25 protein-coding genes are annotated in these 25540 nt (G+C 65.5%); 4 read left to right on the forward strand and 21 right to left on the reverse strand.

Going from position 1 to position 25540, the window contains the following annotated elements; genetic code table 11:
• Position 1 precedes the first annotated feature (1 nt).
• The 6 genes from I6F37_RS00445 to yajC are packed head-to-tail and all read right to left on the reverse strand — an operon-like array spanning position 2 to position 5640.
• Complete coding sequence (locus I6F37_RS00445; protein WP_225150010.1) at positions 2-1240, reverse strand: threonine ammonia-lyase; 1239 nt, start codon at positions 1238-1240, stop codon at positions 2-4.
• A gap of 45 nt (positions 1241-1285) precedes the next feature.
• A complete protein-coding gene (locus I6F37_RS00450) occupies positions 1286-2149 on the reverse strand; it encodes a phytoene/squalene synthase family protein (protein WP_225139987.1) in 864 nt (287 codons plus the stop codon).
• Positions 2146-2529, reverse strand: a complete 384-nt coding sequence (locus tag I6F37_RS00455) for an Mth938-like domain-containing protein (RefSeq protein WP_225150012.1) — start codon at positions 2527-2529, stop codon at positions 2146-2148. The genes I6F37_RS00450 and I6F37_RS00455 overlap by 4 nt, the downstream gene beginning before the upstream one ends.
• A gap of 60 nt (positions 2530-2589) precedes the next feature.
• Positions 2590-3609: a protein translocase subunit SecF gene (gene secF, locus I6F37_RS00460; RefSeq protein WP_036012746.1), complete on the reverse strand. Its 1020-nt coding sequence runs from the start codon at positions 3607-3609 to the stop codon at positions 2590-2592.
• A gap of 10 nt (positions 3610-3619) precedes the next feature.
• On the reverse strand, positions 3620-5224 hold the full coding sequence (gene secD, locus I6F37_RS00465) for a protein translocase subunit SecD (RefSeq protein ID WP_036012748.1): 1605 nt from the start codon (positions 5222-5224) through the stop codon (positions 3620-3622).
• A gap of 47 nt (positions 5225-5271) precedes the next feature.
• Positions 5272-5640, reverse strand: a complete 369-nt coding sequence (gene yajC / locus I6F37_RS00470; RefSeq protein WP_036012751.1) for a preprotein translocase subunit YajC — start codon at positions 5638-5640, stop codon at positions 5272-5274.
• Positions 5641-5822: 182 nt separating this feature from the next.
• Here yajC and I6F37_RS00475 point away from each other — a divergent pair, with 182 nt between their 5' ends.
• Complete coding sequence (locus tag I6F37_RS00475; RefSeq protein ID WP_036028226.1) at positions 5823-6803, forward strand: ATP-binding protein; 981 nt, start codon at positions 5823-5825, stop codon at positions 6801-6803.
• A 176-nt stretch (positions 6804-6979) separates the two neighbouring features.
• Here the strand turns inward: I6F37_RS00475 and I6F37_RS00480 are convergent, their stop codons facing one another.
• Together I6F37_RS00480 and I6F37_RS00485 are read right to left on the reverse strand one after the other, a co-directional pair.
• Positions 6980-8365 carry a LysM peptidoglycan-binding domain-containing M23 family metallopeptidase gene (locus I6F37_RS00480; protein WP_036012753.1) on the reverse strand — a complete coding sequence of 462 codons (1386 nt, stop codon included), beginning with the start codon at positions 8363-8365 and terminating at the stop codon, positions 6980-6982.
• 109 nt (positions 8366-8474) lie between these two features.
• The gene (locus tag I6F37_RS00485) at positions 8475-9125 is read right to left on the reverse strand and encodes a protein-L-isoaspartate(D-aspartate) O-methyltransferase (protein ID WP_085969151.1); all 651 of its coding nucleotides are present in this window, start codon (positions 9123-9125) and stop codon (positions 8475-8477) included.
• Between the two features lie 229 nt (positions 9126-9354).
• On the opposite strand from I6F37_RS00485, the gene I6F37_RS00490 reads away from it, so the two are divergent.
• Positions 9355-9726, forward strand: a complete 372-nt coding sequence (locus I6F37_RS00490) for a response regulator (RefSeq protein ID WP_036012769.1) — start codon at positions 9355-9357, stop codon at positions 9724-9726.
• A gap of 3 nt (positions 9727-9729) precedes the next feature.
• Here I6F37_RS00490 and surE read toward each other — a convergent pair whose 3' ends face one another.
• The 12 genes from surE to I6F37_RS00550 all read right to left on the reverse strand — a co-directional run bounded on the left by surE (position 9730) and on the right by I6F37_RS00550 (position 21827).
• Positions 9730-10497 carry a 5'/3'-nucleotidase SurE gene (gene surE, locus I6F37_RS00495; RefSeq protein ID WP_036012754.1) on the reverse strand — a complete coding sequence of 256 codons (768 nt, stop codon included), beginning with the start codon at positions 10495-10497 and terminating at the stop codon, positions 9730-9732.
• A 108-nt stretch (positions 10498-10605) separates the two neighbouring features.
• The gene (locus I6F37_RS00500; RefSeq protein WP_036012756.1) at positions 10606-10968 is read right to left on the reverse strand and encodes a hypothetical protein; all 363 of its coding nucleotides are present in this window, start codon (positions 10966-10968) and stop codon (positions 10606-10608) included.
• Positions 10969-11087: 119 nt separating this feature from the next.
• Entirely contained in the window at positions 11088-12419 is a 1332-nt protein-coding gene (gene serS, locus I6F37_RS00505; RefSeq protein ID WP_036012757.1) for a serine--tRNA ligase, read from the reverse strand.
• A 218-nt stretch (positions 12420-12637) separates the two neighbouring features.
• Positions 12638-13450, reverse strand: coding sequence for a twin-arginine translocase subunit TatC (tatC, locus tag I6F37_RS00510; RefSeq protein ID WP_036012758.1), 813 nt, complete (start codon positions 13448-13450; stop codon positions 12638-12640).
• Positions 13447-13941, reverse strand: a complete 495-nt coding sequence (gene tatB, locus I6F37_RS00515; protein WP_036012760.1) for a Sec-independent protein translocase protein TatB — start codon at positions 13939-13941, stop codon at positions 13447-13449. Before tatB ends, tatC begins: the two co-directional genes overlap by 4 nt.
• Before the next feature lie 90 nt (positions 13942-14031).
• Positions 14032-14265 (reverse strand): twin-arginine translocase TatA/TatE family subunit, encoded by a 234-nt coding sequence (locus tag I6F37_RS00520; protein WP_036012762.1) that lies wholly within the window; start codon positions 14263-14265, stop codon positions 14032-14034.
• A 165-nt stretch (positions 14266-14430) separates the two neighbouring features.
• Positions 14431-15186 (reverse strand): SMC-Scp complex subunit ScpB, encoded by a 756-nt coding sequence (gene scpB / locus I6F37_RS00525; RefSeq protein ID WP_036012763.1) that lies wholly within the window; start codon positions 15184-15186, stop codon positions 14431-14433.
• Positions 15187-15207: 21 nt separating this feature from the next.
• Entirely contained in the window at positions 15208-16047 is an 840-nt protein-coding gene (locus I6F37_RS00530; RefSeq protein ID WP_036012765.1) for a ScpA family protein, read from the reverse strand.
• On the reverse strand, positions 16044-17072 hold the full coding sequence (nagZ, locus tag I6F37_RS00535; protein WP_225150014.1) for a beta-N-acetylhexosaminidase: 1029 nt from the start codon (positions 17070-17072) through the stop codon (positions 16044-16046). Before nagZ ends, I6F37_RS00530 begins: the two co-directional genes overlap by 4 nt.
• 46 nt (positions 17073-17118) lie before the next feature.
• Entirely contained in the window at positions 17119-18678 is a 1560-nt protein-coding gene (locus tag I6F37_RS00540) for an SPOR domain-containing protein (protein ID WP_225125345.1), read from the reverse strand.
• Positions 18679-18818: 140 nt separating this feature from the next.
• Positions 18819-20609, reverse strand: coding sequence for an arginine--tRNA ligase (argS, locus tag I6F37_RS00545; protein ID WP_225150016.1), 1791 nt, complete (start codon positions 20607-20609; stop codon positions 18819-18821).
• A gap of 9 nt (positions 20610-20618) precedes the next feature.
• Positions 20619-21827, reverse strand: a complete 1209-nt coding sequence (locus I6F37_RS00550; protein ID WP_225112489.1) for a deoxyguanosinetriphosphate triphosphohydrolase — start codon at positions 21825-21827, stop codon at positions 20619-20621.
• Positions 21828-21937: 110 nt separating this feature from the next.
• On the opposite strand from I6F37_RS00550, the gene erpA reads away from it, so the two are divergent.
• Positions 21938-22267, forward strand: a complete 330-nt coding sequence (gene erpA, locus I6F37_RS00555) for an iron-sulfur cluster insertion protein ErpA (protein WP_024342679.1) — start codon at positions 21938-21940, stop codon at positions 22265-22267.
• A 5-nt stretch (positions 22268-22272) separates the two neighbouring features.
• Here erpA and I6F37_RS00560 read toward each other — a convergent pair whose 3' ends face one another.
• Positions 22273-24582: an ATP-binding protein gene (locus I6F37_RS00560; RefSeq protein ID WP_225112490.1), complete on the reverse strand. Its 2310-nt coding sequence runs from the start codon at positions 24580-24582 to the stop codon at positions 22273-22275.
• 153 nt (positions 24583-24735) lie between these two features.
• Between I6F37_RS00560 and xth the strand changes: the two genes are divergently transcribed.
• Positions 24736-25533 (forward strand): exodeoxyribonuclease III, encoded by a 798-nt coding sequence (gene xth / locus I6F37_RS00565; protein ID WP_036028256.1) that lies wholly within the window; start codon positions 24736-24738, stop codon positions 25531-25533.
• Positions 25534-25540: the final 7 nt, after the last annotated feature.

A 25540-nucleotide genomic window follows, 5' to 3' on the forward strand; every position in this document is an offset into this window, starting at 1 on the left:
CTCAGCAGCGCGCGCTCAGTCCGGATGCGCTGAGCCTGGCCATCACCTCGTTGAGATGGGCGGCATCGCGGGTCTCGATGACAAGCTGCAGCAGCGTCGCCTTGGCCGGCAGGTCGGAGAAGGTCCGCTGGTGTGAGACCTCGATGATATTCGCACCCGCTTCGGCCAGCAGTGCCGCTACCGCGGCGAGCTGCCCCGGCCTGTCGGGGATATCGAGCGACAATTGCGTCAGCCGCCCCTCGCGCGCGAGCTCACGGGTGAGCACGGAGGCGATCAGCCGCGTGTCGATATTGCCTCCGCTCAGCACGAGGCCGACCTTCTCGCCGGCAAAGCGGGACGGATCGGACATCAGCGCGGCGAGGCCGGCGGCGCCGGCGCCCTCGACGACGGTCTTCTCGATCGAGATCAGGGTCGCGACTGCACGCTCGAGCTCGGCTTCGTTGACGAGCGCAATATCGTCGACGAGGCGCCGAACGATTTCGGTGGTGATCTTGCCCGGTGATTTCACCGCGATGCCCTCGGCGAGCGTATCGCCGCGCGCCGGCAGATTGCCGTCGTGAATGGCGTTGTACATCGAGGGATAGAGCCAGGCCTCGACGCCCAGTATCCTGAGCGACGGCTTGATCGACTTCGCGGCAATGGCAATCCCGCTGATCAAACCGCCGCCGCCGATCGGGACGACCAGCGTGTCGAGCTCCGGGACCGCCTTCAGCATTTCCAGCCCGATCGTGCCCTGCCCGGCGATGACGAGCGGATCGTCGTAAGGATGGACGAAGACCATGCCGTGCGCTTCACCGTGGCTGCGCGCAAAGGCGGCCGCCTCCTCCAGCGTCGCGCCCGTGACCACCACCTCGGCGCCGTGATGCCGGGTGTTCTCGATCTTCACCATGGGCGTGCCGATCGGCATCACGATGGTGGCGGGAATGCCGAGCCGCTTGGCGTGGTAGGCAACGCCTTGCGCGTGGTTGCCCGCGGACATCGCGATCACGCCCCGCGCGCGCTCCTCCGCCGTCAGAGCGGTAAGCCGGTTGAGCGCGCCGCGCTCCTTGAACGAGGAGGTGAACTGCAGGTTCTCGAATTTGAGCCAGATGTCGCAGCCGCAGATGCTGCTCAGCGTCCGGCTATGGCTACAAGGCGTCTCGACGACGGCGCCTTGTATGGTCTTGGCGGCGGCCTGAATGTCTTCCGGTGCGACCGGAAGGCCGCTGAGATCGAACGAGCTTTGGGACATGTCAGCCATAGGACAGCATAGAGCATTTGGGCGGGCCAAGCGATAAGCCGGCGTCTATTTGGTAAATTCACGCGATCGCGAGGCGCGCCACAGCGTCCAGAGCGTGCGCAACCGCGAGGTCGGCTGCAACCTAAACGGATTGCGTCCCGGGCGCGACAGGCGCTCGAGATCGGCCTGCGCCTGGCGCAGCGGCAGAAACGCCGGCCGCAACGGCGGCGCCAGCTGCGCCAGCAGCGATGAAGCCGCGGTCATATGCTGCCGGGCTTCACCCGCCAGTTGCTCAAGCACCGCATGGAGATTGGGTGTTTCCTTGCCGGCGAAGACATCCTCCATGCTGCAATCGTGCTGCTCCAGCACCTGCTGCGGCACGAACAATTGCCGGTGCGCGGCATCGCGCGGCAGATTGGCTATGACCTGCACGATACCCTGCGCCAGCCCGGCATGGCGGGCGACATGCTCGGCCGCCTCCGAAGGCGGTCCCAACACCTGCGCTGCCAGGGCGAACAGCGCCGATGAGGTCGCCGCGAGGTAACCTTCCAGTGCGGCCATCGTCGGCATCGGGTCGTTGTAGAGATCGAACTGATGCTCCTCTGCAAGCAGCGACAGCGACTCGACCGGCAGGTCGAAATCGCGAATCGCGCGAAGCAGCTCGGCCGCCACCGGATTGCCCTCGGCGCTGCCATGGACGTGGCCCGACAGCATGTCGGTCCACCATTGCAGGCGGATCTCGCCGGGCAAGGGCTGGCTCACCTGGTCGCGGACACGAACGATCTCGACGTTGAAGGCATAGATCGCCAGTAACGCGCGGCGCTCGGCGGCCGGCGCAAACAGGGTCGCGGCGTAGCGCGGAAAGTCATGACTGCGCACGAGATCGGCGCAAAAAGCAAAGGAGTCGGGAGGCGGCGCCGGGTTGCTCATGTCACGGCGATCAGCGCGGCGGCAACCCGCCGCCGTTCGCCGATCATGATGTTGTAGGTGCGCACGGCCGGGCCGGTCTGCATCGTGTCCAGTACAACCCTCACCGCCTTGAGCGCCTGACGCAGCTCCGGCGGCGGCAGCCACAGCCCCGTTCCAGTGCCGACCAGGAGCGTGTCGATGCTGTTGGCCGCCGTGAACACCCGATCCAGCGAGTAGCGGTCGATCTTCGCGGGGTCGGTCACGTCCCAAGCCCAGATCGCGTCGGGCAGACAGAGCAGCGAGCCCCGATGCGACATGCCGGCAAAGGCGAAGCCGCCCTTGCCATAGGCATCGATAGGCGCCGAGCGCGGAAAATGCGGAGCGTTGGGATCGCCGGCCATGAGCTTCGTCCGAATGGGCTTACTGCCCTCGCAAACGCCTGCAAGGGCATGAGGTTCGGATCATGCCTTGCTTTTCTTCGCCGGCGTCGCCGTATCGGGCGCGTCTTCGCGGTGCTCGCCGACGCCGAGATAGATCAGGATCGGTGCTGCAATGAAGATCGAGGTGTAGGTGCCGACCAGCACCACGCCGAACATCATCACCGCGGTGAAGCTGTGGATGGCATGGCCGCCGAACAAGAGCAGCGCGAGCAGCGCGAGCGTCACCGTGACGTGGGTGATGATCGAGCGCGACAGCGTCGAGTTGATGGATTCATTGAGCAGCTGGGGCATCGGCATCTTCTTGTAGCGACGCAGCATTTCCCGGATGCGGTCGTAGATGACGACGGTATCGTTGAGCGAATAGCCGAGAATGGTCAGCAACGCCGCGATGCTGGTCAGGTCGAAATCGACCTGGCTGATCGACATGAAGCCGATCGTCAGCACGATGTCGTGCACGTTGGCGATCATGGCGCCCAGCGCGAACTGCCATTCGAACCGGAACCAGAGATAAATCAGGATCCCAACGATCGCGAGCATCAGGCCGAGCATGCCGTAGGCCAGGAGCTCGCCCGCGACGCGCGGACCCAGCACCTCGGTGCGCTGAATGTCGACACTGTCGCCAAGCGCGCCACGAAGCTTCTGCAGGGCTGCCTGCTGGGCCGCGTCGCCACCAGGCTGCTCCGCAACGCGGATCAGGACGTTCTCCGGACCGCCGAACTGCTGCAGCTGGACCTCGCCGAGGCCCAGGCCGTCGAGCGAGGTACGCATTGCCGCGATGTCGGCGGTGCCGGACTTCGCCTTCACCTCCAGCAGCGTGCCGCCCTTGAAGTCGATACCGAGGTTCAGGCCATGGGTGAAGAACAGCACGATCGCGACGATCGACAGCGCCGCCGAGATCGGAAAGCTGATGCGACGGAAGCGCGTGAAGTCGAAATGCGTATCGTCGGGGACGATGCGCAGCGACGGCAGCAGGCCGAGGGCCGAGACCACGGTGAGGATGGCAATGAGGACGCCGAGCCCGATGAGAACGGTGTGAGTCACGATCAGGCTCCTAGATCGGCACGCTCTGCGGCCGCTTCCACCGCACCCACCAGGCGACGATCAGCCGGGTCAGGGTGAAGGCGGTGAACACCGTGGTGATGATGCCGATGCCGAGCGTCACGGCAAAGCCGCGCACCGGACCGGTGCCGATGTAGAACAGCACCGCGGCAGCAATGAAGGTGGTGATGTTGGAATCGAGGATGGTGGCGAGCGCCCGCTTGAATCCGGCGTCGATCGCCGAGATCGCATTGCGGCCGCCGCGCAATTCCTCGCGGATGCGTTCGTAGATCAGCACGTTGGAGTCGACCGCGATGCCGACGGTGAGCACGATGCCGGCGATGCCGGGCAGCGTCAGCGTGGCGTTGAGCAGCGACAATAAGCCGAAGATCATGGCGACGTTGATGGCCACCGCGATGTTGGCGAACACGCCGAACAGCCGGTAGGTCAGCAGCATGAAGATGATGACGAGGATCGAGCCGACATAGGCCGCGAGCTGGCCCTTCTCGATCGAGTCCTGGCCGAGTCCTGGACCCACGGTGCGCTCCTCGACCACCGTGAGCGGTGCCGGCAATGCGCCGGCGCGCAGGAGAATCGCGAGATCGTTGGCCGATTGCACCGTGAAATTGCCGGAGATCTGGCCCTGGCCGCCGGTGATGGGCTCACGGATGACGGGCGCCGAGATCACCTTGTTGTCCAGCACGATCGCGAACGGCAGTCCCACGTTCTCCTGCGTGGCCTGCGAGAATTTGCGCGCGCCCGAGGTGTTGAACTTGAAGCTGACGACCGGCTCACCCGTGCGCTGGTCGAAGGTCGCCTGCGCATCGGTCAGGTCGCCGCCGGCGACCAGCACCTGCTTCTTGACCACATAGGGCGTCGGCGGAGGCGAGGCGCTCATCAGCAGTTCGGATTCCGGCGGCACCCTGCCCGCTTGCGCCTGATCCGGCGGCACGGAGGTGTCGACCATGCGGAATTCCATCTTCGCGGTCCTGCCCAGCAGTTCCTTCAGGCGGGTCGGGTCCTGAAGACCGGGGACCTGCACCAGGATGCGGTCGTTGCCCTGGCGCTGGATGACGGGCTCGACGGTGCCGAGCTCGTTGACGCGGCGTTCGACGATCTGGATCGACTGCTCGATGGTCTTGCGCAGGCGATCGAGCACCGCAGCCTGCGGGACGCTCAGGCGGATCACCCCGCCGCCGGCATCAGTCACCTCGAGGTCGCGCTGACCGCTGGATCCCATCAGGCCGCCCAGCGGCTGGGACAGCTCGCGCAACTTGGCAAGCGCCGGCTGCGCATCGGTCTCCTTGGTGATGCGAACCTCGACGGCATCGTTGCGCACGGTGACGCCGCCGGTGAATCCGATCTTGGCGTCGCGCAGGGTCCGGCGAACGTCGTCGCGGACCTGGTCGAGCCGCTCCTTCTTCACATAGGCAGCGTCGACCTCGAGCAGCAGATAGGAGCCGCCCTGGAGGTCGAGGCCGAGCACGATGCGGCGCTGCGCCCAGGCGGGCCAGCTCTTGACTTGCGCCTCGGGGAAGAAGTTGGGGACCGCGCAGAGGCACACGATCAGCGCCGTCAGGATAATCCCCAGCGCCTTCCACCGCGTGAAATACAACATCGACTGGACCTGTCAGATCAGGAGACTTGAGACTCGCGGTGAAGCTCTCACTTCGCCGCGGTGTCGTCCTTGGCGCTCTCTTTTGCGCTTTCCTTGGCCGGCTCGCCCTTGGCGCGCACGCCCGAGATCATCTGGCGCATCTGCCGCACGCGCACGCCGTCGGAAATCTCGAACTCGATCTGGTCGTCGTCGACCACCTTGGTTACCTTGCCGACAAGGCCTCCCGAGGTCACGATGGTGTCGCCGCGGCGGATATTCTTCACGAGCTCGGCGTGGTCGCGGACCTTCTTCTGCTGCGGGCGCAGAATCAGGAAGTACATGATCACGAAGATCAGGGCGAACGGCAGCAGCGACATCAACATGCTGTTGGTGTCGCCAGCGGCCGCGGCCTGGGCATACGCAGGGGTAATCAGCATTCGGACGATCCTCGTGAAAACGGGGGAAAGCCGGTCAGGCCCTCAAAGGCGACCGGTTCGGTCAAATTCGCGCGGACTATAGCGGCCATTGCCCCAATTGCAACGCTGCCAGACTGCCCTTTTGGGCCACCTTGCGGCGGCCCGTCAGGCCCGATAAGGCTGCGTTCTCAGGAACTTCGGACATGCCCAAAAACCATAGCAAAAGCCCGGCCGGCAAAGGCCCCCGCACCCCTGCCAACAAGCCCACCCGCCTCGCGGCAAAACGCCCCACGGCGGCGGTCACCAAGGCAGGCCCGGACCTCCCGCAGGAGCGCATCGTCCGCGCCCTGGAGACCATTGCGGCGCACCTCTCCGCGCAGGGCAAGCCGGCGGTCGAGGCCGAGTCGTTCAAGCGGGCGGACGCCTATGTCTGGCATCCCGACGGACGCCTCTCGGCGGTGCCGCGCGTGAGCCGCGTCGAGCTGTTCCTGCTCAAGGGCGTCGACCGGATGCGCGACATCCTGATGGAGAACACCGAGCGCTTCGCCAACGGCCTGCCCGCCAACAACGCCCTGCTCTGGGGCGCACGCGGCATGGGCAAGTCGTCACTGGTGAAGGCGGCGCATGCCAGCATCAACGCGGAGCGCAAACCGGCCGACAAGCTCAAGCTGATCGAGATCCACCGTGAGGACATCGAGAGCCTGCCGGCCCTGATGGAGCAGCTGCGGGCCTCCTCCTTCCGTTTCATCGTGTTCTGCGACGACCTCTCCTTCGACGGCAATGATGCCTCCTACAAGTCGCTCAAGGCGGTCCTCGAAGGCGGCATCGAGGGCCGGCCCGAGAACGTCATCCTCTACGCCACCTCCAACCGGCGCCATCTGCTGGCGCGCGAGATGATCGAGAACGAGCGCTCGACCGCGATCAATCCGGGCGAAGCGGTGGAGGAGAAGGTCTCGCTGTCGGATCGCTTCGGCCTCTGGCTCGGCTTCCACCGCTGCAGCCAGGACGAATATCTCGCCATGGTGCGCGGCTATTGCAGCCATTTCGGGATCAGGGTCGACGACGAGACGCTCGAGCGCGAGGCGCTGGAATGGTCGACGACGCGCGGCTCGCGCTCGGGCCGCGTCGCCTGGCAGTTCGTGCAGGAGCTGGCGGGACGGCTGGGTGTGAAGCTGACGGCGTAGTAGCGCGAGCTGTTACCCCGAATTCAACTGTCATCGCCCGCCTTGTGCGCACTTGCGCACTGGAGCGGGCGATGCAGTATTCCAGAGACGGTTGTTGTCAATCGAGAGGCCGCGGCGTACTGGGTCGCCCGGTCGAGCCGGGCGACGACACCGTTCGCGCGGAAGCTACGTAAGCCTCACGCCCCATTGAGGAATTGAAGCGGGTCAACCGGGCTCGATCCCTTGCGGATTTCGAAGTGGAGCTGCGGCGACGCCACCTCCCCGGATTGACCCGACTTGGCAATGACCTGGCCGCGCTTGATGGTATCGCCGCGCTTCACCAACAGCTCACTCGCATGGGCATATGCGGTGACGTAGCCGTTGGAGTGCCGAACCAGAACCAGATTGCCGTAACCCTTCAGCTCGTTGCCGGAATAGGCGACGACGCCATCTTCGGCCGCCTTGACCGGCGTCCCCTCGGGCACCGCCAGATTGATGCCGTCATTGGACTTGCCATTGGTCTTGGCACCGTAGCTCGTGACCACCTTGCCGCGGACGGGCCAGCGGAAGGTCGGCAGCGCGCCGGTGGCCTCCGCAGCCTTCGCCGGCGTCTCGGCAGCCTTCTCTTCCACATTGCTCGTGGCCTGGGCGAGCCGCGCGCTCTGCACGGGCGCGGCGGCAGTGGCCATCTTGGTCGCGGGTGCCGGAGCTGCCGCAACGGGCTGGAGCGTTCCGGCCACCGGTGCAGCCGCGACCGGAGCCGCAGCAACCGGCGCCGCAACGGCAGCGGTCTTGGCCCCGGGCACTGTCAGCTTGGTGCCGAGCTTCAGCTTCGCCGACGGATCGATGCCGTTGGCACGGGCGAGCTCTACCGCCGAGATGCGGTTCTTGCGCGCGATGCTGGCGAGCGTGTCGCCGCGGTTGACGAAGTGCGTGCTCGGCGGTGCCGCGACGGCAGCAACCGGCTTCGCCGCAGGCGCTGCGGCGACTGGAGCTGTCGCTGGCGCCGGCGCCGCTGCCGTTGCCGGCGACGGAATGATCAGCTGCTGGCCGGGCGAGAGCGCCCGCGGACCCTTGTAGCCGTTGGCGGCAAGGATCGCCTGCGGCGTGACGCGATAGCGCTTGGCGAGCACGTCGAGCGTGTCGCTGGTGCCGACGATGATCTTGGTCCCGCCGGCCGGCTGGGCGGCCGCGACCGACCGCGGCGGGACAGTGGCCGTGGTCTCCAGATGCGGTTGCGCCGGAGGCGCATATGAGCTGACGCCGCGTCCGCCGCCGGACACCCCGCCCCCGGAGGCAACGGGATAGGACTGCGGGGCAGATACCGCGGGCGGAGGCAAAGCCTGCGACTGGTAATAACCGGGCTGCGTCTGCGGCCGCGCATATTGCGGCAACTCACGCTGCGGCGGCGGCGGCTGCTGCACCGAACCGGTCTGCTCGGAGGCGAAAGGATTGGAGAAGTTGGTCTGGGACAGCCGCGACGACATGTCGGCGCTGCACCCTGCAAAGCTGAAGGAGATCAGCGCCAGCACCGCGACCTGCGGCACGCGGCGCGAGTAAAGCAACTCGGCGACAGCGGACATGGTTACTCACTCGTACGCAACAGAACTGGTGTTTTAAGTAAACACGCGGCGAGTAAATAACGGCTTAACCCTCACAATAAGATGTTGGCGGCACTGCCGATCCGGGATTCTACAGCTCCCGCGCCACCCCGGGCAGTGCCGGCACGAAGCGGACCTCGACGAGTTCCTTGCGCTCGATTCCGGTTTCGCTGCGGGCCAGGCGGGTCAGCGTCTGCACGCCCTGATGCGGGCCGACCGGGGCAATCAGGATGCCCCCGACCTCAAGCCGCTCGACCAGGTTCTCCGGTATCTGCTCCATCGCCGCGGTGACGATGATGCGATCGAACGGGCCGATGTTGGGAGGCAGATTGAGACCGTCACCGAGCATCACCTCGACATTGTGACAATCGAGCTTCTCAAGCCGGGCGCGTGCCGTGTCGGCGAGCTTGCGGTAGCGCTCGACGGTCAGGACCTGGCCGGCGAGCCGCGACAGCACGGCGGCCTGGTAGCCGGAGCCGGTGCCGATTTCGAGCACCCGGTGCTGCTTCTGGAGCTGGAGCTGCTCGGTCATGTAGGCGACGACGAAGGGCTGGCTGATGGTCTGCCCGCAGGCGATCGGCAGCGCGCTGTCACGATAGGCGCCCTCGCGATCGGCCTCGTCGACGAAAAGCTCGCGCGGCACCTCTTCCATGGTCCGCAGCACGGCCTGATCGCTGATGCCCCGACGCCTCAGCGTGAGCTGAAACATCATCTTTTCCGGCGGGTGCTGGTGGGACGTCATTGCTGCTATCGCTCGTCTCGTCTGGCGGATCGCCGTACTGCACCGCAAGAACCCGAGACGAGAATCTTGTTCCGGCTCAGGAACTCATGATATCCTTTCGGCACAGCATTTGACCACAACAAGGCCTTCAAAGCGCTAAGCCATTTGCGAGGTTTGCGTTCGCCGAAACGCGCATTGCGTCGCCTATCGTTATCTGCGAACGTTTACGAGAATGGGCAAGGACTCAACCATGACTGCGACAGGGCTTTCGGGCCGCTCTGTTTTCCTCGTCGAGGACGAGGTCATGATCAGAATGATGGTCGCAGACATGCTGGAGGAGCTTGGCTACAAGGTTGCCGCCGAAGCGGGCGACATCAATGAGGCCATGCGGCTTGCGCAATCCACCGAGTTCGATCTCGCCATTCTCGACGTCAACGTCAACGGCAAGGTCATCTCGCCGGTCGCCGATGTCATCATGGCCAAGGGCTGCCCGTTCATCTTCGCCACCGGCTACGGCTCCTCCGGCCTGCCCGAGCAATATCGCGACCGGCCGGCGCTCCAGAAGCCGTTTCAGCTCGACGCGCTCGGCAAGACCATCGAGGCTGCGCTTCGCGGCGGCTAACCTTTATTTCAGGGTGAGGCCAAGCTGCTCCGAAAACGCCTCGTCGGTGCGGTCGAGCCTGAGCGGGGTGACCGAGACGTAGCGCTCGCGCAGCGCCGCGAGATCGGTGCCGTCGGCGGGCGTGTCGAGCATCGCGGTCCGCTCGAAGCCGATCCAGAAATAAGGATTACCGCGGCCGTCCCGGCGCTCGTCGATCCTGAGGAAGCCGAGATTGCGCTTGCCTTGCCGCGTGACGCGGATGCCAAGCACATCCTCCGGCGCGCAGGATGGGAAGTTGATGTTGATGACGGTGTCCTTCGGAACGCCGGCGGCGATCACCTTGCGCAGGATATCGGGCCCGAATTTGCGGGCCGTGTCCCACGGCGGCCGTTCGCGGGTCTCGACGCTGAACTCCTGCGACAATGCGAATGACGGCAACCCCAGGATGGTGCCTTCCAATGCGCCGGCAATGGTGCCGGAATAGACCACGTCCTCGGCGACGTTGCGGCCCTTATTGACGCCGGACAGCACGAGATCGGGCAGCTTGGCTCCCAGGATATGGCGCGCTCCCATGATGACGCAGTCGGTCGGCGTGCCGCGCACGGCGAAGTGCCGTGGGCCGACCTCGCGCAGACGCAAGGGATCGTTCAGCGACAGCGAGTGCGACACGCCGGACTGGTCGAGCTCGGGCGCCACCACCCAGACATCATCGGTCAAAGCGCGCGCAATCTCCTCCACGACCTTGAGGCCGGGAGCGTGGATGCCGTCGTCATTGGTGCAGAGAATGCGCATGCGGAAGGTTCGATTCCTGAAAGCGGGTCTGAGCCGTCTTATCCGGCCAGCGCCGATCAGGCAAACCGGACGATTGCGGTCCGGCGGCTGGTTCCCTGGCTGGTCCCGCTAGCGGCGAACGCGCCATTGCGGCAGGAAGCGCGCAAGCCGGCCTTCTGCACGCAGTTGCATCGCCGGCACGACCGGGTTCACGACGGAAGCCTCGATGACGCCGAGCGCCTTCAGCTGCGCGACGAACGGATCGGACGTCGGCTCCTGCGGAAAGCGTTCGCGTGCCACGCTCAGTGCCTTGTCGAAATCCGCAGCATTGACGCCGGGCTTGGCCCGCCGGCTCTGCACGAGATCATCGTCCCAGAGCCGCGCGATCCCGATGTCGAGAACGCCGCGCAGGCGCTGATCGATGGCCTGGATCCCGGCCCCCGTCACCGCCCATTGTCTTCCGACCCAGAAGATGTCGCGGTGCAAGGCCATGAACGGAGGGTTCGCGTGGACGGGCCGGCAGGATAGCCGGCCGCCCGATCTTCGCAACGCGATTCTCGTCATGCCGCGTTTTCGGACGCGAACCGCTGCCCACTTCGCGGGAAAACCCTTTAGTCGCGCGCGATCACCTTCAGCCCGCCCATATAGGGCTGGAGCACGTCCGGGACCGCGATCGAGCCGTCCTCCTGCTGATAGGTTTCCATCACGGCGATCAGCGCGCGGCCGACTGCGGTGCCGGAGCCGTTCAGCGTGTGCACGAAGCGCGGCTTGCCGTCGGGCCCGCGCGAGCGCGCATCCATGCGCCGTGCCTGGAAGTCGCCGCAGACCGAGCAGCTCGAGATCTCGCGGAACGCCCCGCCCTCGCCCTGCCCGGGCATCCAGACCTCGATGTCATAGGTTTTTTGCGCCGAGAAGCCCATATCTCCTGCGCAGAGCGTCATCACACGGTAATGCAGGTCGAGCTTCTGCAGCACCTGTTCGGCGCAGGACAGCATCCGCTCCAGCTCGTCCTTGCTCACTTCCGGCGTCGTGATCGAGACCAGTTCGACCTTGGTGAACTGGTGCTGGCGGATCATGCCGCGAGTGTCGCGCCCCGCCGCACCCGCCTCGGCGCGGAAGCATGGCGTCAGCGCGGTCAGCCGCATCGGCAATTGCTTCTCATCGAGGATGGATTCGCGGGCGAGATTGGTGAGCGACACTTCGGCGGTGGGGATCAGACCGAGGCGCTCGGTCTTCAGCCGCTCATGGTCCGGCGAGGCGAGCAGCTCGCCCTTGATCGCCCAGAACTGATCGTCCTCGAATTTCGGCAATTGCCCGGTGCCGAACATCACCTCGTTGCGCACCAAGAGCGGCGGATTGATCTCAGTGTAGCCGTGCTCGGTGGTGTGCAGATCGAGCATGAACTGGCCGATGGCACGCTCGAGCCGCGCCAGCCCCTTTTTCAGCACGACGAAACGCGCGCCGGAGAGTTTTGCCGCCGCTTCGAAATCCATGTAGCCGAGCGCGGTGCCGAGATCGTCATGCAGCTTCGGCGCAAAGCCATAGTTGCGCTTGTTGCCGAACACGTGATGCTGCACGTTGCCGTGCTCGTCGAGACCGTCGGGCACGTCCTCGAACGGAATGTTCGGGATCGCGGCCAGCTCTTTGGTCAGCTCATCGTCAGCGGCTTTTGCCGCCGCTTCGAGCTCGGGCATCGTGGTCTTGAGCTCGGCGACCTCGGCCATCAGCTTGGCCGCACGCGGCTCGTCCTTGGCCTTCTTGGCATCGCCGATTTCCTTCGAAGCTGCATTGCGCCGCGCCTGCGCCTGCTCGGAGGCCAGGATCGCCGCACGCCGCTTCTCGTCGATCGCGAGCAGCGAGGCCGACATCGGCTTCAAACCGCGCCGTGCGAGGCCGGCGTCGAAGGCTTGCGGATTGTCGCGGATCGCTTTGATGTCGTGCATGGCTGTGGTCCCGGATCAGCGCGTAAATAGTCAACGTTTATGCCGACAACTTACATTGGCGCGCTTTCCCCTAGCATTCTGTCATCGCCCGTGAAAGCGGGCGATCCAGTATTCCAGAGACGTCAGTGTTTCCCCGAGGGGCCGCGGCGTACTGGATTCCCCGCTCCAGTGCGCAATTGCGCACAAGGCGGGGAATGACACCGGTGGGCTTGGTCGCCCTACTCCGCCGGATTGGCCGGCGTCGACACGTCAGTGCCGGTGGCAGCCTGTGCGGCGGCCGCTTTCCTCTCCACCATCGCCACCGCGAGGATCGAGCCCTCGTAGAGCGCCATCAGCGGAAACGCGAGGGAGCACTGGCTGAGCACGTCGGGCGGCGTCAGCACGGCTGCGATCACGAAGGCCATGACGATGAAGTAGCGGCGCTTCTCGCGCAACATCGTCGAGCTGACGATGCCGATCCGCCCGAGCAGCGTCAGGATCACCGGCAGCTGGAAGGCGATGCCGAAGGCGAAGATCAGCGACATCATCAGCGACAGATATTCGCCGACCTTGGGCAGCAGCTGGATCTGCGCGGTCTCGTCGCCGCCGGTCTGCTGCATGCCGAGCGAGAAGCGCACCAGCATCGGCAGCACGACGAAATAGACCAGCGCCGCGCCGAGGACGAAGAAGAACGGCGTCGCGACCAGATACGGCAGGAACGCCTGCTTCTCGTGCTTGTAGAGCCCGGGCGCGACGAACTTGTAGATCTGCGTCGCCACGATCGGGAACGAGATGAAGCCGGCGCCGAACAGCGCCAGCTTGAGCTGGGTGATGAAATATTCGAGCAGCGCCGTGTAGATGAATTTCGAGTTCTCCGGCCCCGCAATCCACACGAACGGCCAGACAAGCACGTTGTAGATCTGCTTGGCGAAGAAGAAGCAGAAGATGAAGGCCAGGCCAAAGCCGAGCAGCGCCTTGATCAGCCGCGAGCGCAGCTCGATCAAATGGTCCATCAGCGGGGCTTTGCTGGCCTCGATATCGGCGTCGGTCATGACGCTTTGGCGTCCTTGATCGCTTCGGATGGCGCGGTGTCCTGCGCAACCTCTGCCTGTTCGACCTCACGGGTGATCGCGAGCGGCTCGTTCGCGGCCGCATGCGCTTCGGCTTCCATGAAGGTCGACGGCGTCGGGGTCTCCGGTGTCGTGGGCGTGACGGGCGGATCGATGGTAGTAGCGGCCGGCGTCTCGGCCGGCTTGTCCAGCGCATCGATGCGAAGCGCGTCGCTCACGTCCTTCTGGAGCGAGCTCATCGGATTGAAACCCGTGGCGGCTTCCTTGACCTCGTCGAAGCTTTTCTTGAGGTCGGCCATCTCGGCCTCACGCATCGCCTCCTGGAACTGGCCCTGGAATTCGGCCGCCATCTTGCGCGCCTTGCCCATCCACTGTCCGACCATGCGCAGCACGCCCGGCAGCTCTTTCGGGCCGATGGCGATCAGGGCCACGACCCCGATGAGGACCAGTTCACTCCACCCGATGTCGAACATGAGGTCTTCCGTTCACGCGAAGCCGGAGCCGGCCCAATCCCTTGCGCGCAGGATCGGGCCGCTACCCGCGTCTCGCGTGCTTCTTCCGGCTCAGACGGCCTTGCTGCCGACGTCGGACCGTGTCGCGGTCGGCGCAGCATTGTGCTCGATCGACTTCGCCGGCTCGGGCTTCTCGGCAGCCTTGTCGTCGTCCTGCATGCCCTTCTTGAACGCCTTGATGCCCTGAGCCACGTCGCCCATCAGATCCGAAATCTTGCCGCGGCCGAACAGCAGCAGGACCACTGCGATCACCAAGATCCAGTGCCAAATGCTGAGTGAACCCATCCTGCAACCCTCCAAACGCGCATGGCCGGGGACCCGGCCGATCTCACCGAAACCTAGGCTTGGCAGACCTCAAAAACAAGGACCAAGGCAGCGCCAATTCGCTGTCGGCGCTACGCAATCTTGCTAGTGTTAACTGGTCGCAGGGGCCCGTATTTCGCCGGTACGTCAGTCCTCGGCGCCGCCTTCGCTGCCACCCTCATTGCCGCCTTCTGGCGGGCTCTCAGGCTCGACCGCAGGCGCAAGGGCGAGATCGAGGTCATCGCCCGGTTCCAGCGGATCCTCGTCCTCCCGCAGGGCCGGATCATCCGACGGCGTCGGCACGCTGAACCCGGTGGGCAGACGCGAATCCAACAGTCCCGTCCCCTTCAGCTCTTCCAGGCCCGGCAGGTCGCCGAGCTGTTCCAGGGTGAACTGCGACAGGAACTCCTCGGTGGTTCCGAAGGTCAAGGGCCGGCCCGGCGTCTTGCGCCGGCCGCGCGGCTTGATCCAGCCGGTCTCCAGCAGCACGTCGAGCGTGCCCTTCGACGTGACGACGCCGCGGATCTCCTCGATCTCGGCCCGCGTCACCGGCTGGTGATAGGCGATGATCGCGAGCACCTCGATTGCGGCCCGCGACAGGCGGCGGGTCTCGGTGCTCTCCCGCGTCATCAGCCAGGCCAGATCGCCCGCGGTGCGGAACGTCCATTTGTTGGCGACGCGAACGAGATTGACGCCGCGCGAGGCATAATCGGCCTGCAACTGCTCGAGCGCAGCCTTGACGTCGACGCCCTCGGGCATGCGCTTGGCCAGCGTCGCGGTGTCCAGCGGTTCATTCGAGGCGAACAGCAGCGCCTCCAGCAGCCGCAACTCCTCGGGACGCGCCTGGGATTCGTTCTCCATCGGCTCGGCCTCTTCTACCCGCACTTCAGCCAGGCTTGCCATGGCAGATTCTCCTTCTTGCACTTAAGCGACCGGCGCATCAGGCGCAGGAGCTGCGTCCGGGACCGGTTTTGGGCGCCCCTTCCGGAAATAGATCGGCGCAAACGCTTCCTTCTGATTCAGCTCGAGCTGACCTTCGCGCACTAGTTCGAGCGCGGCGGCAAAGCTCGAGGCGAACACCGTCGCGCGCTGCGTCGGGTCGGCGACATGCCGGATCAGGAAGTCGTCGAGAACACCCCAATCGTCCTGCTCGGTGATGCTGCCGACCAGCCGCTCCAGCGTGGCGCGTGCTTCGGCGAGCGACCACACCGTGCGCTTGGCCAGATGCACGCTCGCCAGCACGCGCGACTGGCGTTGCGCGGCATAGGCGGTGAGCAAATCATAGAGCGTGGCCGTGTATTTCGGGTGCTTGATCTCGGCGATGTGCTCGGGCTCGCCACGCGCGAAGATGTCGCGCTGCAATTGCGGCCTGTTCATCAGCCGGTTGGCGGCTTCGCGAATGGCTTCCAGGCGGCGCAGCCGGTTGGCGAGCGCCGTCGCCATCTGCTCGGCGCTCGGGCCTTCCGCGCTCGGCGGCTCCGGCAGCAGCAGGCGCGACTTCAGGAAGGCAAGCCATGCGGCCATCACCAGATAGTCCGCGGCGAGCTCCAGCCGGATCTTTCGCGCGGCTTCGATGAAATGGAGGTACTGGTCGGCGAGCGCGAGAATCGAAATCTTGGCGAGATCGACCTTCTGCTGCCGCGCCAGCGCAAGCAACAAATCGAGCGGGCCCTCATAGCCCTCGACGTCCACCACCAACGCCGGCTCACCCTCGGCGAGCTCTGCGGGCCGCCCGGTTTCGAACGATAGGATTTCTGCAGTCATGCCGATGCCGTGTTTGCCCGTGCGATCAATGCATCCAGTTCGGCGCGTGCGGCCACGCGGTCGAACGGCTGCGGCGGCTTGCGTGCGGCGAGCGCGACGTTCGCCCGCTCCAGCGCCCCACCGGCCAGTTCAGGTGTCTCGCCGGCGACGTCGCGCATCTCCTCGATGTTGCCGTTGCAATGCAGGGCCACGTCGCAGCCGGCCGCGAAGATCGCGCGAGTCCGCTCGGCGATATTTCCCGACAGCGCGTTCATCGACACGTCATCACTCATTAACAAACCCTGGAACCCGATTGCGCCGCGAATCACGTCAGCAATCATTGTCGCAGATGTCGTCGCCGGATGGGCGGGGTCGAAGGCGCTAAACACAACATGTGCAGTCATCGCCATCGGCAGATCAGCCAGCGGCTTGAATGCGGCGAAATCGGTCCGCTCCAGCTCGTCCCGCGGCGTGTCGACGGTCGGCAGCTTGAAATGGGTGTCGGCGGTGGCGCGGCCATGCCCGGGAATATGCTTGAGCACCGGCAGCACGCCGCCCTGCTCCAGGCCCTCAGTGACTGCACGGGCGATCGCCGCGACCTTGCCCGGCTCCGTGCCGTAGGCCCGATTACCAATGACCGCATCGGCGCCCGGCGCCGGCACGTCGGCCAGCGGCAGGCAATCCACGGTGATGCCGAGATCGGCGAGATCGGCTGCGATCAGGCGGGCACTGAGGCGCGCTGCAGTGAGCCCGAGGGCCGAATCAGTGTCGTACAAATTCGCGAATACCGCCCCCGGCGGATAGACCGGCCAGTGTGGCGGCCCCAGCCGCTGCACCCGTCCCCCCTCCTGGTCGATCAGGACCGGCGCGTCGGGGGCCTTCGCGACCGAACGCAATTCTGCAACCAACGCAGCAACTTGTGCTGGTGTTGCGACATTACGCTTGAACAGGATGAAGCCCCATGGGCATTCGGCACGGATAAACTCCCGCTCGGCGGCGGTCAGTTCCGTTCCGGATACGCCGGTAATGAAGGCCCGCGTGCTCATGACGGCCGATTAACCCTGCCCCGTCAGGGGGTCAAGGAAACCGCCATTAATTCCTCTGGACGAAGCAGGCAGACAGGCCTGCGGACTTCAGATTGTTGCAGGCTTGCGTCGCTTCCTCGGCCGAACCATAGGGGCCGGCGAAGGCGCGGTAGACGACTCCCTTGCCCTTGTCGGTGAGGTCGACACGCTTGATGACGGGCGAACGGGAGCCGAGCACGCTGCCGTATTTGCTCTGAAGCACCCGGTAGGATGCGGCGGCGCTATCCTCGCTCTGCTGCGAGGAGACTTGCACGATGTAGCCGCCACCGCTGCTGGTGGGCGCGATCTGCGTCGGGTTGGTCGCAGCTATCCGCTGCGGCGGCTCGGCCGCCGGGGACGATTGCGGCGCCAGCGACATCGGCTGGTTGGCGCTGGCATTGGCCGAGGTCGGCGGATTGCGCGGCGCGGCGGGCGCAACCGGCGCGGCAACGGGCTTCGGCGCCGCGGGCGCCGGCTTGGCGGCGGCCGATTGCGGCACGGCGCTATCGGTCTGATCGCCCTTCACCGCAACGGTCCTGATCGCGCGCGGCGAATTGTTCGGCAGCGTGCCGTTGCTCGGGCTCGGACCCGCGCTCGGCGGCGGCACGGTGGATGGTGACACGCTCGCCACCGAGGGCGGATTCGCATTCTGGTTCAGCGGCGGGAACACCACGCGCGGCCCGCCCGCCTTGGCGTTGACGTCGACGGGCGCCTCCTCGCGCGGCACGATCTTTTCAGTGCCGTCACCGCTGACCATGCGATCCGGCACCTTGGCCGCGGAGTCCGTCGGCGCCGGCACGATCTTGGTCGGGGTGTTGTCGGCCTTGATGATCGGCGGCTCGCCGCTGCGAGGCGAGCCGATATAGGTCTTGTAGGCGAATGCAGCACCGGTGCCGAGCACGGCAAGCGCCAGGATCGCCGCGACCGTCATCATGCCGCCGCGCTGCTTCTTCGGCTCCTCGACCTCGTCCTCCGGATAGTCGCTCTGGTCGGCGTAAGGGTCGTCGGGATAGGCCGGCTCGCGCTGATAGTCCTGCTCGCCTGTCTCCAGCCGACCATAGAGCGCATCGTCGTAGCGCGACGGATCGGGCTGCGCATACGGCTCCTGATAGGATTGCTCCTGGTAGGCCTGACCATGCTGCTGATAGGCCTGCTCCTGATGAGCCTGATCTTGATGAGCCTGATCTTGATAGGTGTCCTGATAGGCCTGGGGCTGATAAACGACAGGCTCGGGCGCGGCAGACTTGGCGGCGTAGCGATGCAGCGGGTGGACCGGGCTTACGGTGACCGGATAGTCAGGCTCCGGCGCGGGTGCCGGCTGCGGTTGCACGTTGGCACGCCGCATCCATGAGGGCGGCGACGGTGCCTGCTCCGCGTGGTCCTGCTGATCGTCGAGCTGGCGGTAATCGTGGTCCTGATAGCTCTGGGCGGGCGCCGCGGGCGGACGCGACTGCGCCGCAAACGGATCGGTCTGCCCGATCAGACGGGCGAGCTCGGCCAAGGGATCGCTATCCGCCTTCCCATGCTGGTCGCCGCCGCGACCATAGTCATCGGAAGGAAACGGTCTGTCCTGATATCGTTCGGCCATCGTGATGATGCGTCCCTTCGGGAAAGCCGCGCGCCCCTCGACCAAGGCACGGCTTTCGACCCACAAGGCTTTCAACCAAGTCTAAGCGATCCGGCTTCTGCCGGTTACCCCCGAATTCCCCTTAAGTAGTTCGCCCCAAACTACCGCATCTCGTCCGGGGCATGGACGCCGAGGATGGCGAGGCCCGATGCCAGGACCGAGACGACGCCCTGGACCATTGCCAATCGCGCCTTTGTAAGATCTGCATCATTATTGATAATGAAGCGTAAATAGGGCAAATCGCGCCCTTTCGTCCAAAGTGCATGAAATTCGCTGGCTAAATCATAGAGATAAAAGGCAATTCGGTGCGGCTCATGGGCCGCGGCGGCAGCTTCCAGCATGCGCGGATAAATTGCTAGGCGCTTAAGAAGATCGAGCTCGACGGGGTCCGACAGCCGTTCCACCGCCGACTCAGCGAGCCATGCGATCCGCGGGCCGGCATCCTCCGGGAGTTCCGGGAACACCTCGGCGCGGGCATTGCGGAAGATCGAGTGACCGCGAGCATGGCCGTACTGGACGTAGAACACCGGGTTGTCCCGCGACTGTTCCATGACCTTGGCGAGATCGAAATCGAGCACCGCGTCGTTCTTCCGGTACAGCATCATGAAGCGGACGGCGTCCTGGCCGACCTCATCCACCACTTCACGCAAGGTGACGAAGTCCCCGCTCCGCTTGGACATCTTCACCGGCTCGCCGTTGCGCAAGAGCTTCACGAGCTGGACGATCTTGACGTCCAGCGATCCCTTAGCCGACGTCGTCGCCTTCACCGCGGCCTGCATGCGCTTGATGTATCCGCCGTGATCGGCGCCCCAGACGTCGATCATCTCGGCAAAGCCGCGGTCGAACTTGTCCTTGTGATAGGCGATGTCGGAGGCGAAATAGGTATAGGAATTATCCGACTTGATCAGCGGACGATCGACGTCGTCGCCGTAGGCGGTCGCCCTGAATAGCAGCTGCTCGCGGTCTTCCCAATCCTCGACCGGCGCGCCCTTCGGCGGCGGCAGGCGGCCTTCGTAAATGTCGCCCTTGGCCTTCAGGAAGTCGATGGTCTCCGCAACCTTGTTGTTGCCGGTCTCGATGAGGGAGCGCTCGGAGAAGAACACGTCGTGGCGGATGTTGAGGGCGGCGAGATCGTCCTTGATCTCGTCCATCATCATCGCGATCGCCTTGGCGCGCACGGTCGGCAGCCACTGGGCCTCGCTCATCGCGAGCAGCTTGTCGCCATGCTCCGTCGCCAGCGCCTGCCCGACCGGCTTGAGGTAGTCGCCGGGATAGAGCCCTTCCGGGATCGCGCCAATATCCTCGCCGAGCGCTTCGCGATACCTGAGGAAGGCTGAGCGCGCGAGCACGTCGACCTGGGCGCCGGCGTCATTGATGTAATATTCGCGCGTGACATCGTGGCCGGCGAACTGGAGCAGGCTCGCCAGCGCGTCGCCGAACACGGCGCCGCGGCAATGGCCGACATGCATCGGCCCGGTCGGATTGGCGGAGACGTATTCGACATTGACCTTGGTGCCGCCCCGGATGCGGCCGTAATCGGCGCCTTCGCGCAGCACCGTGCGCAGCGCCTCGGCCCAGGCGGCGGGCTTCAGAGTCAGATTGATGAAGCCGGGACCGGCGACATCGACCTTGGCGATCAGCGCGTCGGCACGCAGCCGTTCGGCAATCTGCTCGGCGAGATCGCGCGGCTTTGCCTTTGCCTCTTTCGCAAGCACCATGGCGGCGTTGGTCGCCATGTCGCCATGGGAGGCATCGCGCGGCGGCTCGACGACGACGCGGGAGAAATCGATGCCCTCGGGCCAGCTGGAATCCGCCGCAAGCGCGCGGCAGGCGCCGTGCACGCGTGCGAGCACGTCGGCGAACAGATGCAGCGATGAGGATGTCTGGGGCATGGCCGCCGCCTAACGCAAATCCGGGGTCGAGTCAAAGAGCCGCTGGTGCTCGGTCAGGGCGAAACGGTCGGTCATTCCGGCGATGAAATTGCCGATCCGACGGGCCCGGTCGCCCTCATCGTCCGCCTCCGACCCCAGCAGCCATTCCGGCGGCAGCTCGCTGGGGGATTTCAGGTATTTTGCGAACAGGTCAAACAGGATCTGCTCGGCCTCGCCCATCACCCGCATCACCCGCGCGTGGCGGTACATGTGCTGGTACAGGAAGCGTTTGATGGCGGCCTCTTCCTCGGCCACTTCGGCGGGGAACGCGACCAGCGCCCGGCTCTGCCCGCGGACATCCTGGGCCGATTGCGGCTTCACGGCCGCGAGGTTCTTCCCTGTCTCCGCAAACACCGCTCCGATCAGGTGCGAGATCAGCTCGCGCACCAGCTCAGCACCGCGCCGGACGTCTTCAAGATCGGGATAATGCGCCGCAGTCTCGGCGATGATCTCCGCCGTCAGCGGCATCACCTTGAGATCGTCGAGCTGGAACAGGCCGGCGCGCAGACCGTCATCGATGTCGTGGGCATCATAGGCGATGTCGTCGGCGATCGCGGCGACCTGCGCCTCCAGCGAGGCGAAGCTCCACAATTCGAGATCGTAGGTCTTGACGTAGTCGGCGATCCCGACGGGAACGCCATGCTCGCGGTAGCCCCCGACCGGGGCGCCGCTGCGGTCGGTCAGCGGACCGTTATGCTTGACGATGCCTTCCAGCGATTCCCAAGTCAGGTTGAGCCCGTCGAACTCGGGATAGCGGTGCTCGAGCGAAGCCACGACGCGCAGCGTCTGGGCATTGTGGTCGAAGCCCCCGAACGCCTTCAGACAGGCGTCCAGGGCCCGCTCGCCGGCATGCCCGAACGGCGGATGACCGAGATCGTGCGCGAGCGCCAGAGTTTCGGTGAGGTCCTCGTCGAGCCCGAGCTGGCGGGCCAGCGCGCGGGCGATCTGGGCCACCTCCAGCGAATGGGTCAGCCGGGTGCGGTAGTGGTCGCCCTCGTGGAACACGAACACCTGGGTCTTGTACTTGAGGCGGCGGAACGCGGTGGAATGGATCACCCGATCGCAATCGCGCCGGAACGGGCTGCGGGTCCGGCTCGGAGGCTCGGCGACCAGCCGGCCGCGGCTGCGATCGGGGTCGCAGGCATAGGGCGCGCGGGGGGCTGCCATTCCGACGGACACGGCGAATTTAGTCCCTATCCATTTGATTCTGCGTATGGTGGCACTTAACTATGTCGGGCGCGGGATACCAAATGAATTGGGTATGACGCCGGGACTATCGGAGACCAGCAATGACGACTGCCGTGACCATCAGCGACCGGGCCGCACGCCGGATTGGGGAGATCCTCAAGGGCGAAGGCTCGGGCGCGATGCTGCGCATTTCGGTCGAGGGCGGCGGCTGCTCCGGCTTCCAGTACAAGTTCGACATCGACCGCGCCCGCACCGACGACGATCTCGTGATCGAGCAGGACAATGCGGTGGTGCTGGTCGATTCCGCCTCCCAGCCGTTCCTGGCGGGGTCGCAGGTCGATTTCGTCGACGACCTGATCGGCGCGTCGTTCCGCGTCAACAATCCCAACGCCACCGCGTCCTGCGGCTGCGGGACGAGCTTCTCGGTCTAGCGCGCCTACGCGCCCGTTATCTCCCTTTCCTCGTCCGTCCAGGCCACCTCGACCGGCATCAACGTCGGCTGGAGCGGTGCGTCCTCCGACATGACGTGACCGTCCAGCGCCCGCAGGAGCGCTCCGACCAGTGCCGGCTTGCGCAGCGGCTTGGCCAGGAAGTCCGACATGCCGGCTTCGCGGCAGATCTTGATGTCCTCGGGGAAGGCGTTGGCGGTCAGCGCGACAATCGGCAAGGCTTCGAAGCGCTCGCCTTGCGCGCGGATCGCGCGGGTGGCGGCGAGCCCGTCCATGTCGGGCATGCGCACGTCCATCAGCACGACGTCGTAATTGCCCTCGCAGGCTGCCGCGACGGCTTCGGTCCCGTCGGTGACGACACGCAGCTCGATGTCGAATGCCCCCAGCATCTTGCTCACGACCATGCGGTTGACCGCATCGTCCTCCGCGACCAGCACCTTCAGCGGCCGGTCGAGACCGGAGATCCGGGCCTGGAGCTCGTCGGCTTCGTCGCGGCCGCCAGCCTGATCGGACGCCTGCGCCTGGCTCCAGGGCAGGACCAGCGTAAAGCGGAAGGTCGAGCCCTCTCCCGGCGTCGAGATGACGCCGATCGTGCCGCCCATCTGCTCGATGATCCGCCTGCTGATGGCAAGGCCGAGGCCAGTGCCGCCGAAGCGGCGGCTGATCGAGGCATCAGCCTGGGCGAAGTCGCTGAACAGCAGGTCGAGCTTGTCGGGCGCGATACCGATGCCGCTGTCGGTCACCGTCCATTCGACGGTCGCCAGCAGGTCGCGCCGCGCCTGGCAGGTCGCCGATATCGTCACCTCGCCTTCGTCGGTGAACTTCACAGCGTTGGAGGCGAGATTGAGCAGCACCTGGCGGATGCGCGCGACGTCGCCGCGGAGCGTCGGCGGCAGGTTCGGATCGAGCTCGACCTTGACCGTGAGCCCCTTGCTCTTGGCGCTGGCGCGCACCACGGTCGCAACCGTCTCGACCAGCGCCTGCGGCGCGAAGTCGATCGCCTCGAACTGGAAGCGGCCTGCTTCCAGCTTGGAGAGGTCGAGAATGTCGTTGAGGATGCGCTGGAGGTTGTCGCCGGACTCGCGGATCGTGGTGACGGCCTCGCGCTGCTCCGGATCGAGCCTGGTTTCGAGGAGCATGCTGGCAAGACCGAGCACGCCGTTCATGGGCGTGCGGATCTCGTGGCTCATCACCGCCAGGAAGTCGGACTTGGCGCGGCTTTCGGCCTCGGCCTTTTCCGCGCGCCAGCGCTCGGTGACGTCGCGTCCGAAGCCGCGATAGCCCAGGAAATGACCGTCACGATCGTGGGCCGGCTTCGCCGTCAGCGACCACAGCCGGGCCTCGCCGCCGGCGACGACCTTGAGATTCATCTCATGCAGCGGCTCGGCCTGCTCCATCAGGCCGACGATGTTGTAGGCCGCTGACTTGTCCTCGGGGCAGAGCATGTCGAGCACGTCGGCGAACTGCGCGCCTTTCAGCAGCGGAAGCGGCAGCTGCGCGACGTCCGCGAAGCGCTCGGGCACGTCGACGAGGCGTCCCTCGGCATCGGTCTGCCAGAGCCAGTCGCTGGCGTTCTCCTGAAAATCCTTCAGCAGCAGCGAGATGATCTCGGTCTGGCGCTCGAGCTCGAGCTGGGCCTTGAGATTGCCGAGGAAGAGGTTGCCCTGGGAGACGATGTTGCGCGCCATGAAGAATGCGAACAGCAGCAGGAACACGGCGGTCACCAGATATGGGCCGGTGCCGCACAGGAGCAGCGCACTGGCGCAGGCGATCGTCATGGTCGCGAGATAGACGAGGCCCGCGCGCGGGAAGGTCGAGAGCGTGAAAGCGCCGCCGGACATCATGCCGACCATCAGGCAGGCCAGGAGCAATTGACTGGTCGGCTCGATGCGGCTGAACAGAGCGAGCGGCAGCGCGCCCCAGATCGCGGCGAGAAAAAACGCCTGCCGCAGCATCTGCCGCGCCGCGCGGGGCGAAGCCTCCTGCGGCGGGTTCTGATGCGACTTGTGCCACGCGCGCACCGCGAGCGAAGCGGTGGCGGCGAGCGTCAGGCCCCAGATGGCGAGGAAGTCGTTCCAGCCCCTGCCCCAGAACAGGATCAGCACGATGGCGACGTTCAGCATCGTCACGGCCATCGTCACGGGGATCAGCTGGGTCACCGCGTCGATCTGCTTGGCGCGGATGCGGCGGATCTCGCGCTCGCTGAGATCGGCGGTCAGACCGTCCTCGATCTCGAAGCCGCCGAGCCAATACAGGAACGCGCCGATCAGGCCGTCACGCGGCTGAGTTCGATTCATCGCCTTGTCCGGCCATCCATCCGAGGAACCTCTTGACGATCAATGGCCTGCGGCCTGCTTAAGCCGGGTTAATTTTGTGGGAGATTTTGCGGCCGGCTTGACGGGTGCGTTTGCATTTTGTTCTAACCAAGACCCCCGCCCGGAGCCCTGCCAATGCCCATCAGAGTAGCCACCTGGAACGTGAACTCGGTCCGGCAGCGGATCGATCTGCTCCTGACCTGGCTGAAAGAGTGCCAGCCGGACATCGTCTGCCTGCAGGAGATCAAGTGCGTCGACGAGGCCTTTCCGCGGCTGGAGATCGAGGCACTCGGCTACAACGTGGTGACGCACGGGCAGAAGACGTTCAACGGCGTCGCCCTGCTCTCCAAGCTCAGGTTCGACGAGACCAAGTCGGGCCTCGCCGGCGACGACGAGGATAGCCATGCCCGCTTCCTCGAAGGCGTGGTGACGCTGAAGCGAGGGGTGCTGCGCATCGCCTGCCTCTATCTGCCCAATGGCAATCCGGTCGGGACCGATAAATATCCCTACAAGCTCAAATGGATGTCGCGGCTTCTTGATTATTCGAAGGAGCGACTCAAGGAGGAGGTCCCGCTGATCCTGGCCGGCGACTTCAACGTCATCCCGCATGCCCGCGACGTGCACAATCCGGCCGCCTGGACCGAGGACGCGCTGTTCAAGACCGAGACGCGCGAGAGCTTCCAGTCCCTGCTCGGCCTCGGCCTCAGCGACGCCTTGCGCGCCGTCACCGACGAGGGCGGGCTCTACACGTTCTGGGACTACCAGGCCGGGGCCTGGCAGAAGAACCAGGGGCTGCGGATCGACCACCTGCTGCTGTCGCCGCAGGCCAGCGACAAGCTCGCCAATGTCGGCATCGACAGCTATGTGCGCGGCTGGGAGAAGCCGTCGGATCACGTGCCGGTGTGGGCGGATCTGGATCTCGAGGCGGCTTAAGGCCGCC

The organism is Bradyrhizobium sp. NBAIM08 (assembly GCF_020193935.1).
Taxonomy (GTDB): Bacteria; Pseudomonadota; Alphaproteobacteria; order Rhizobiales; family Xanthobacteraceae; genus Bradyrhizobium; species Bradyrhizobium yuanmingense.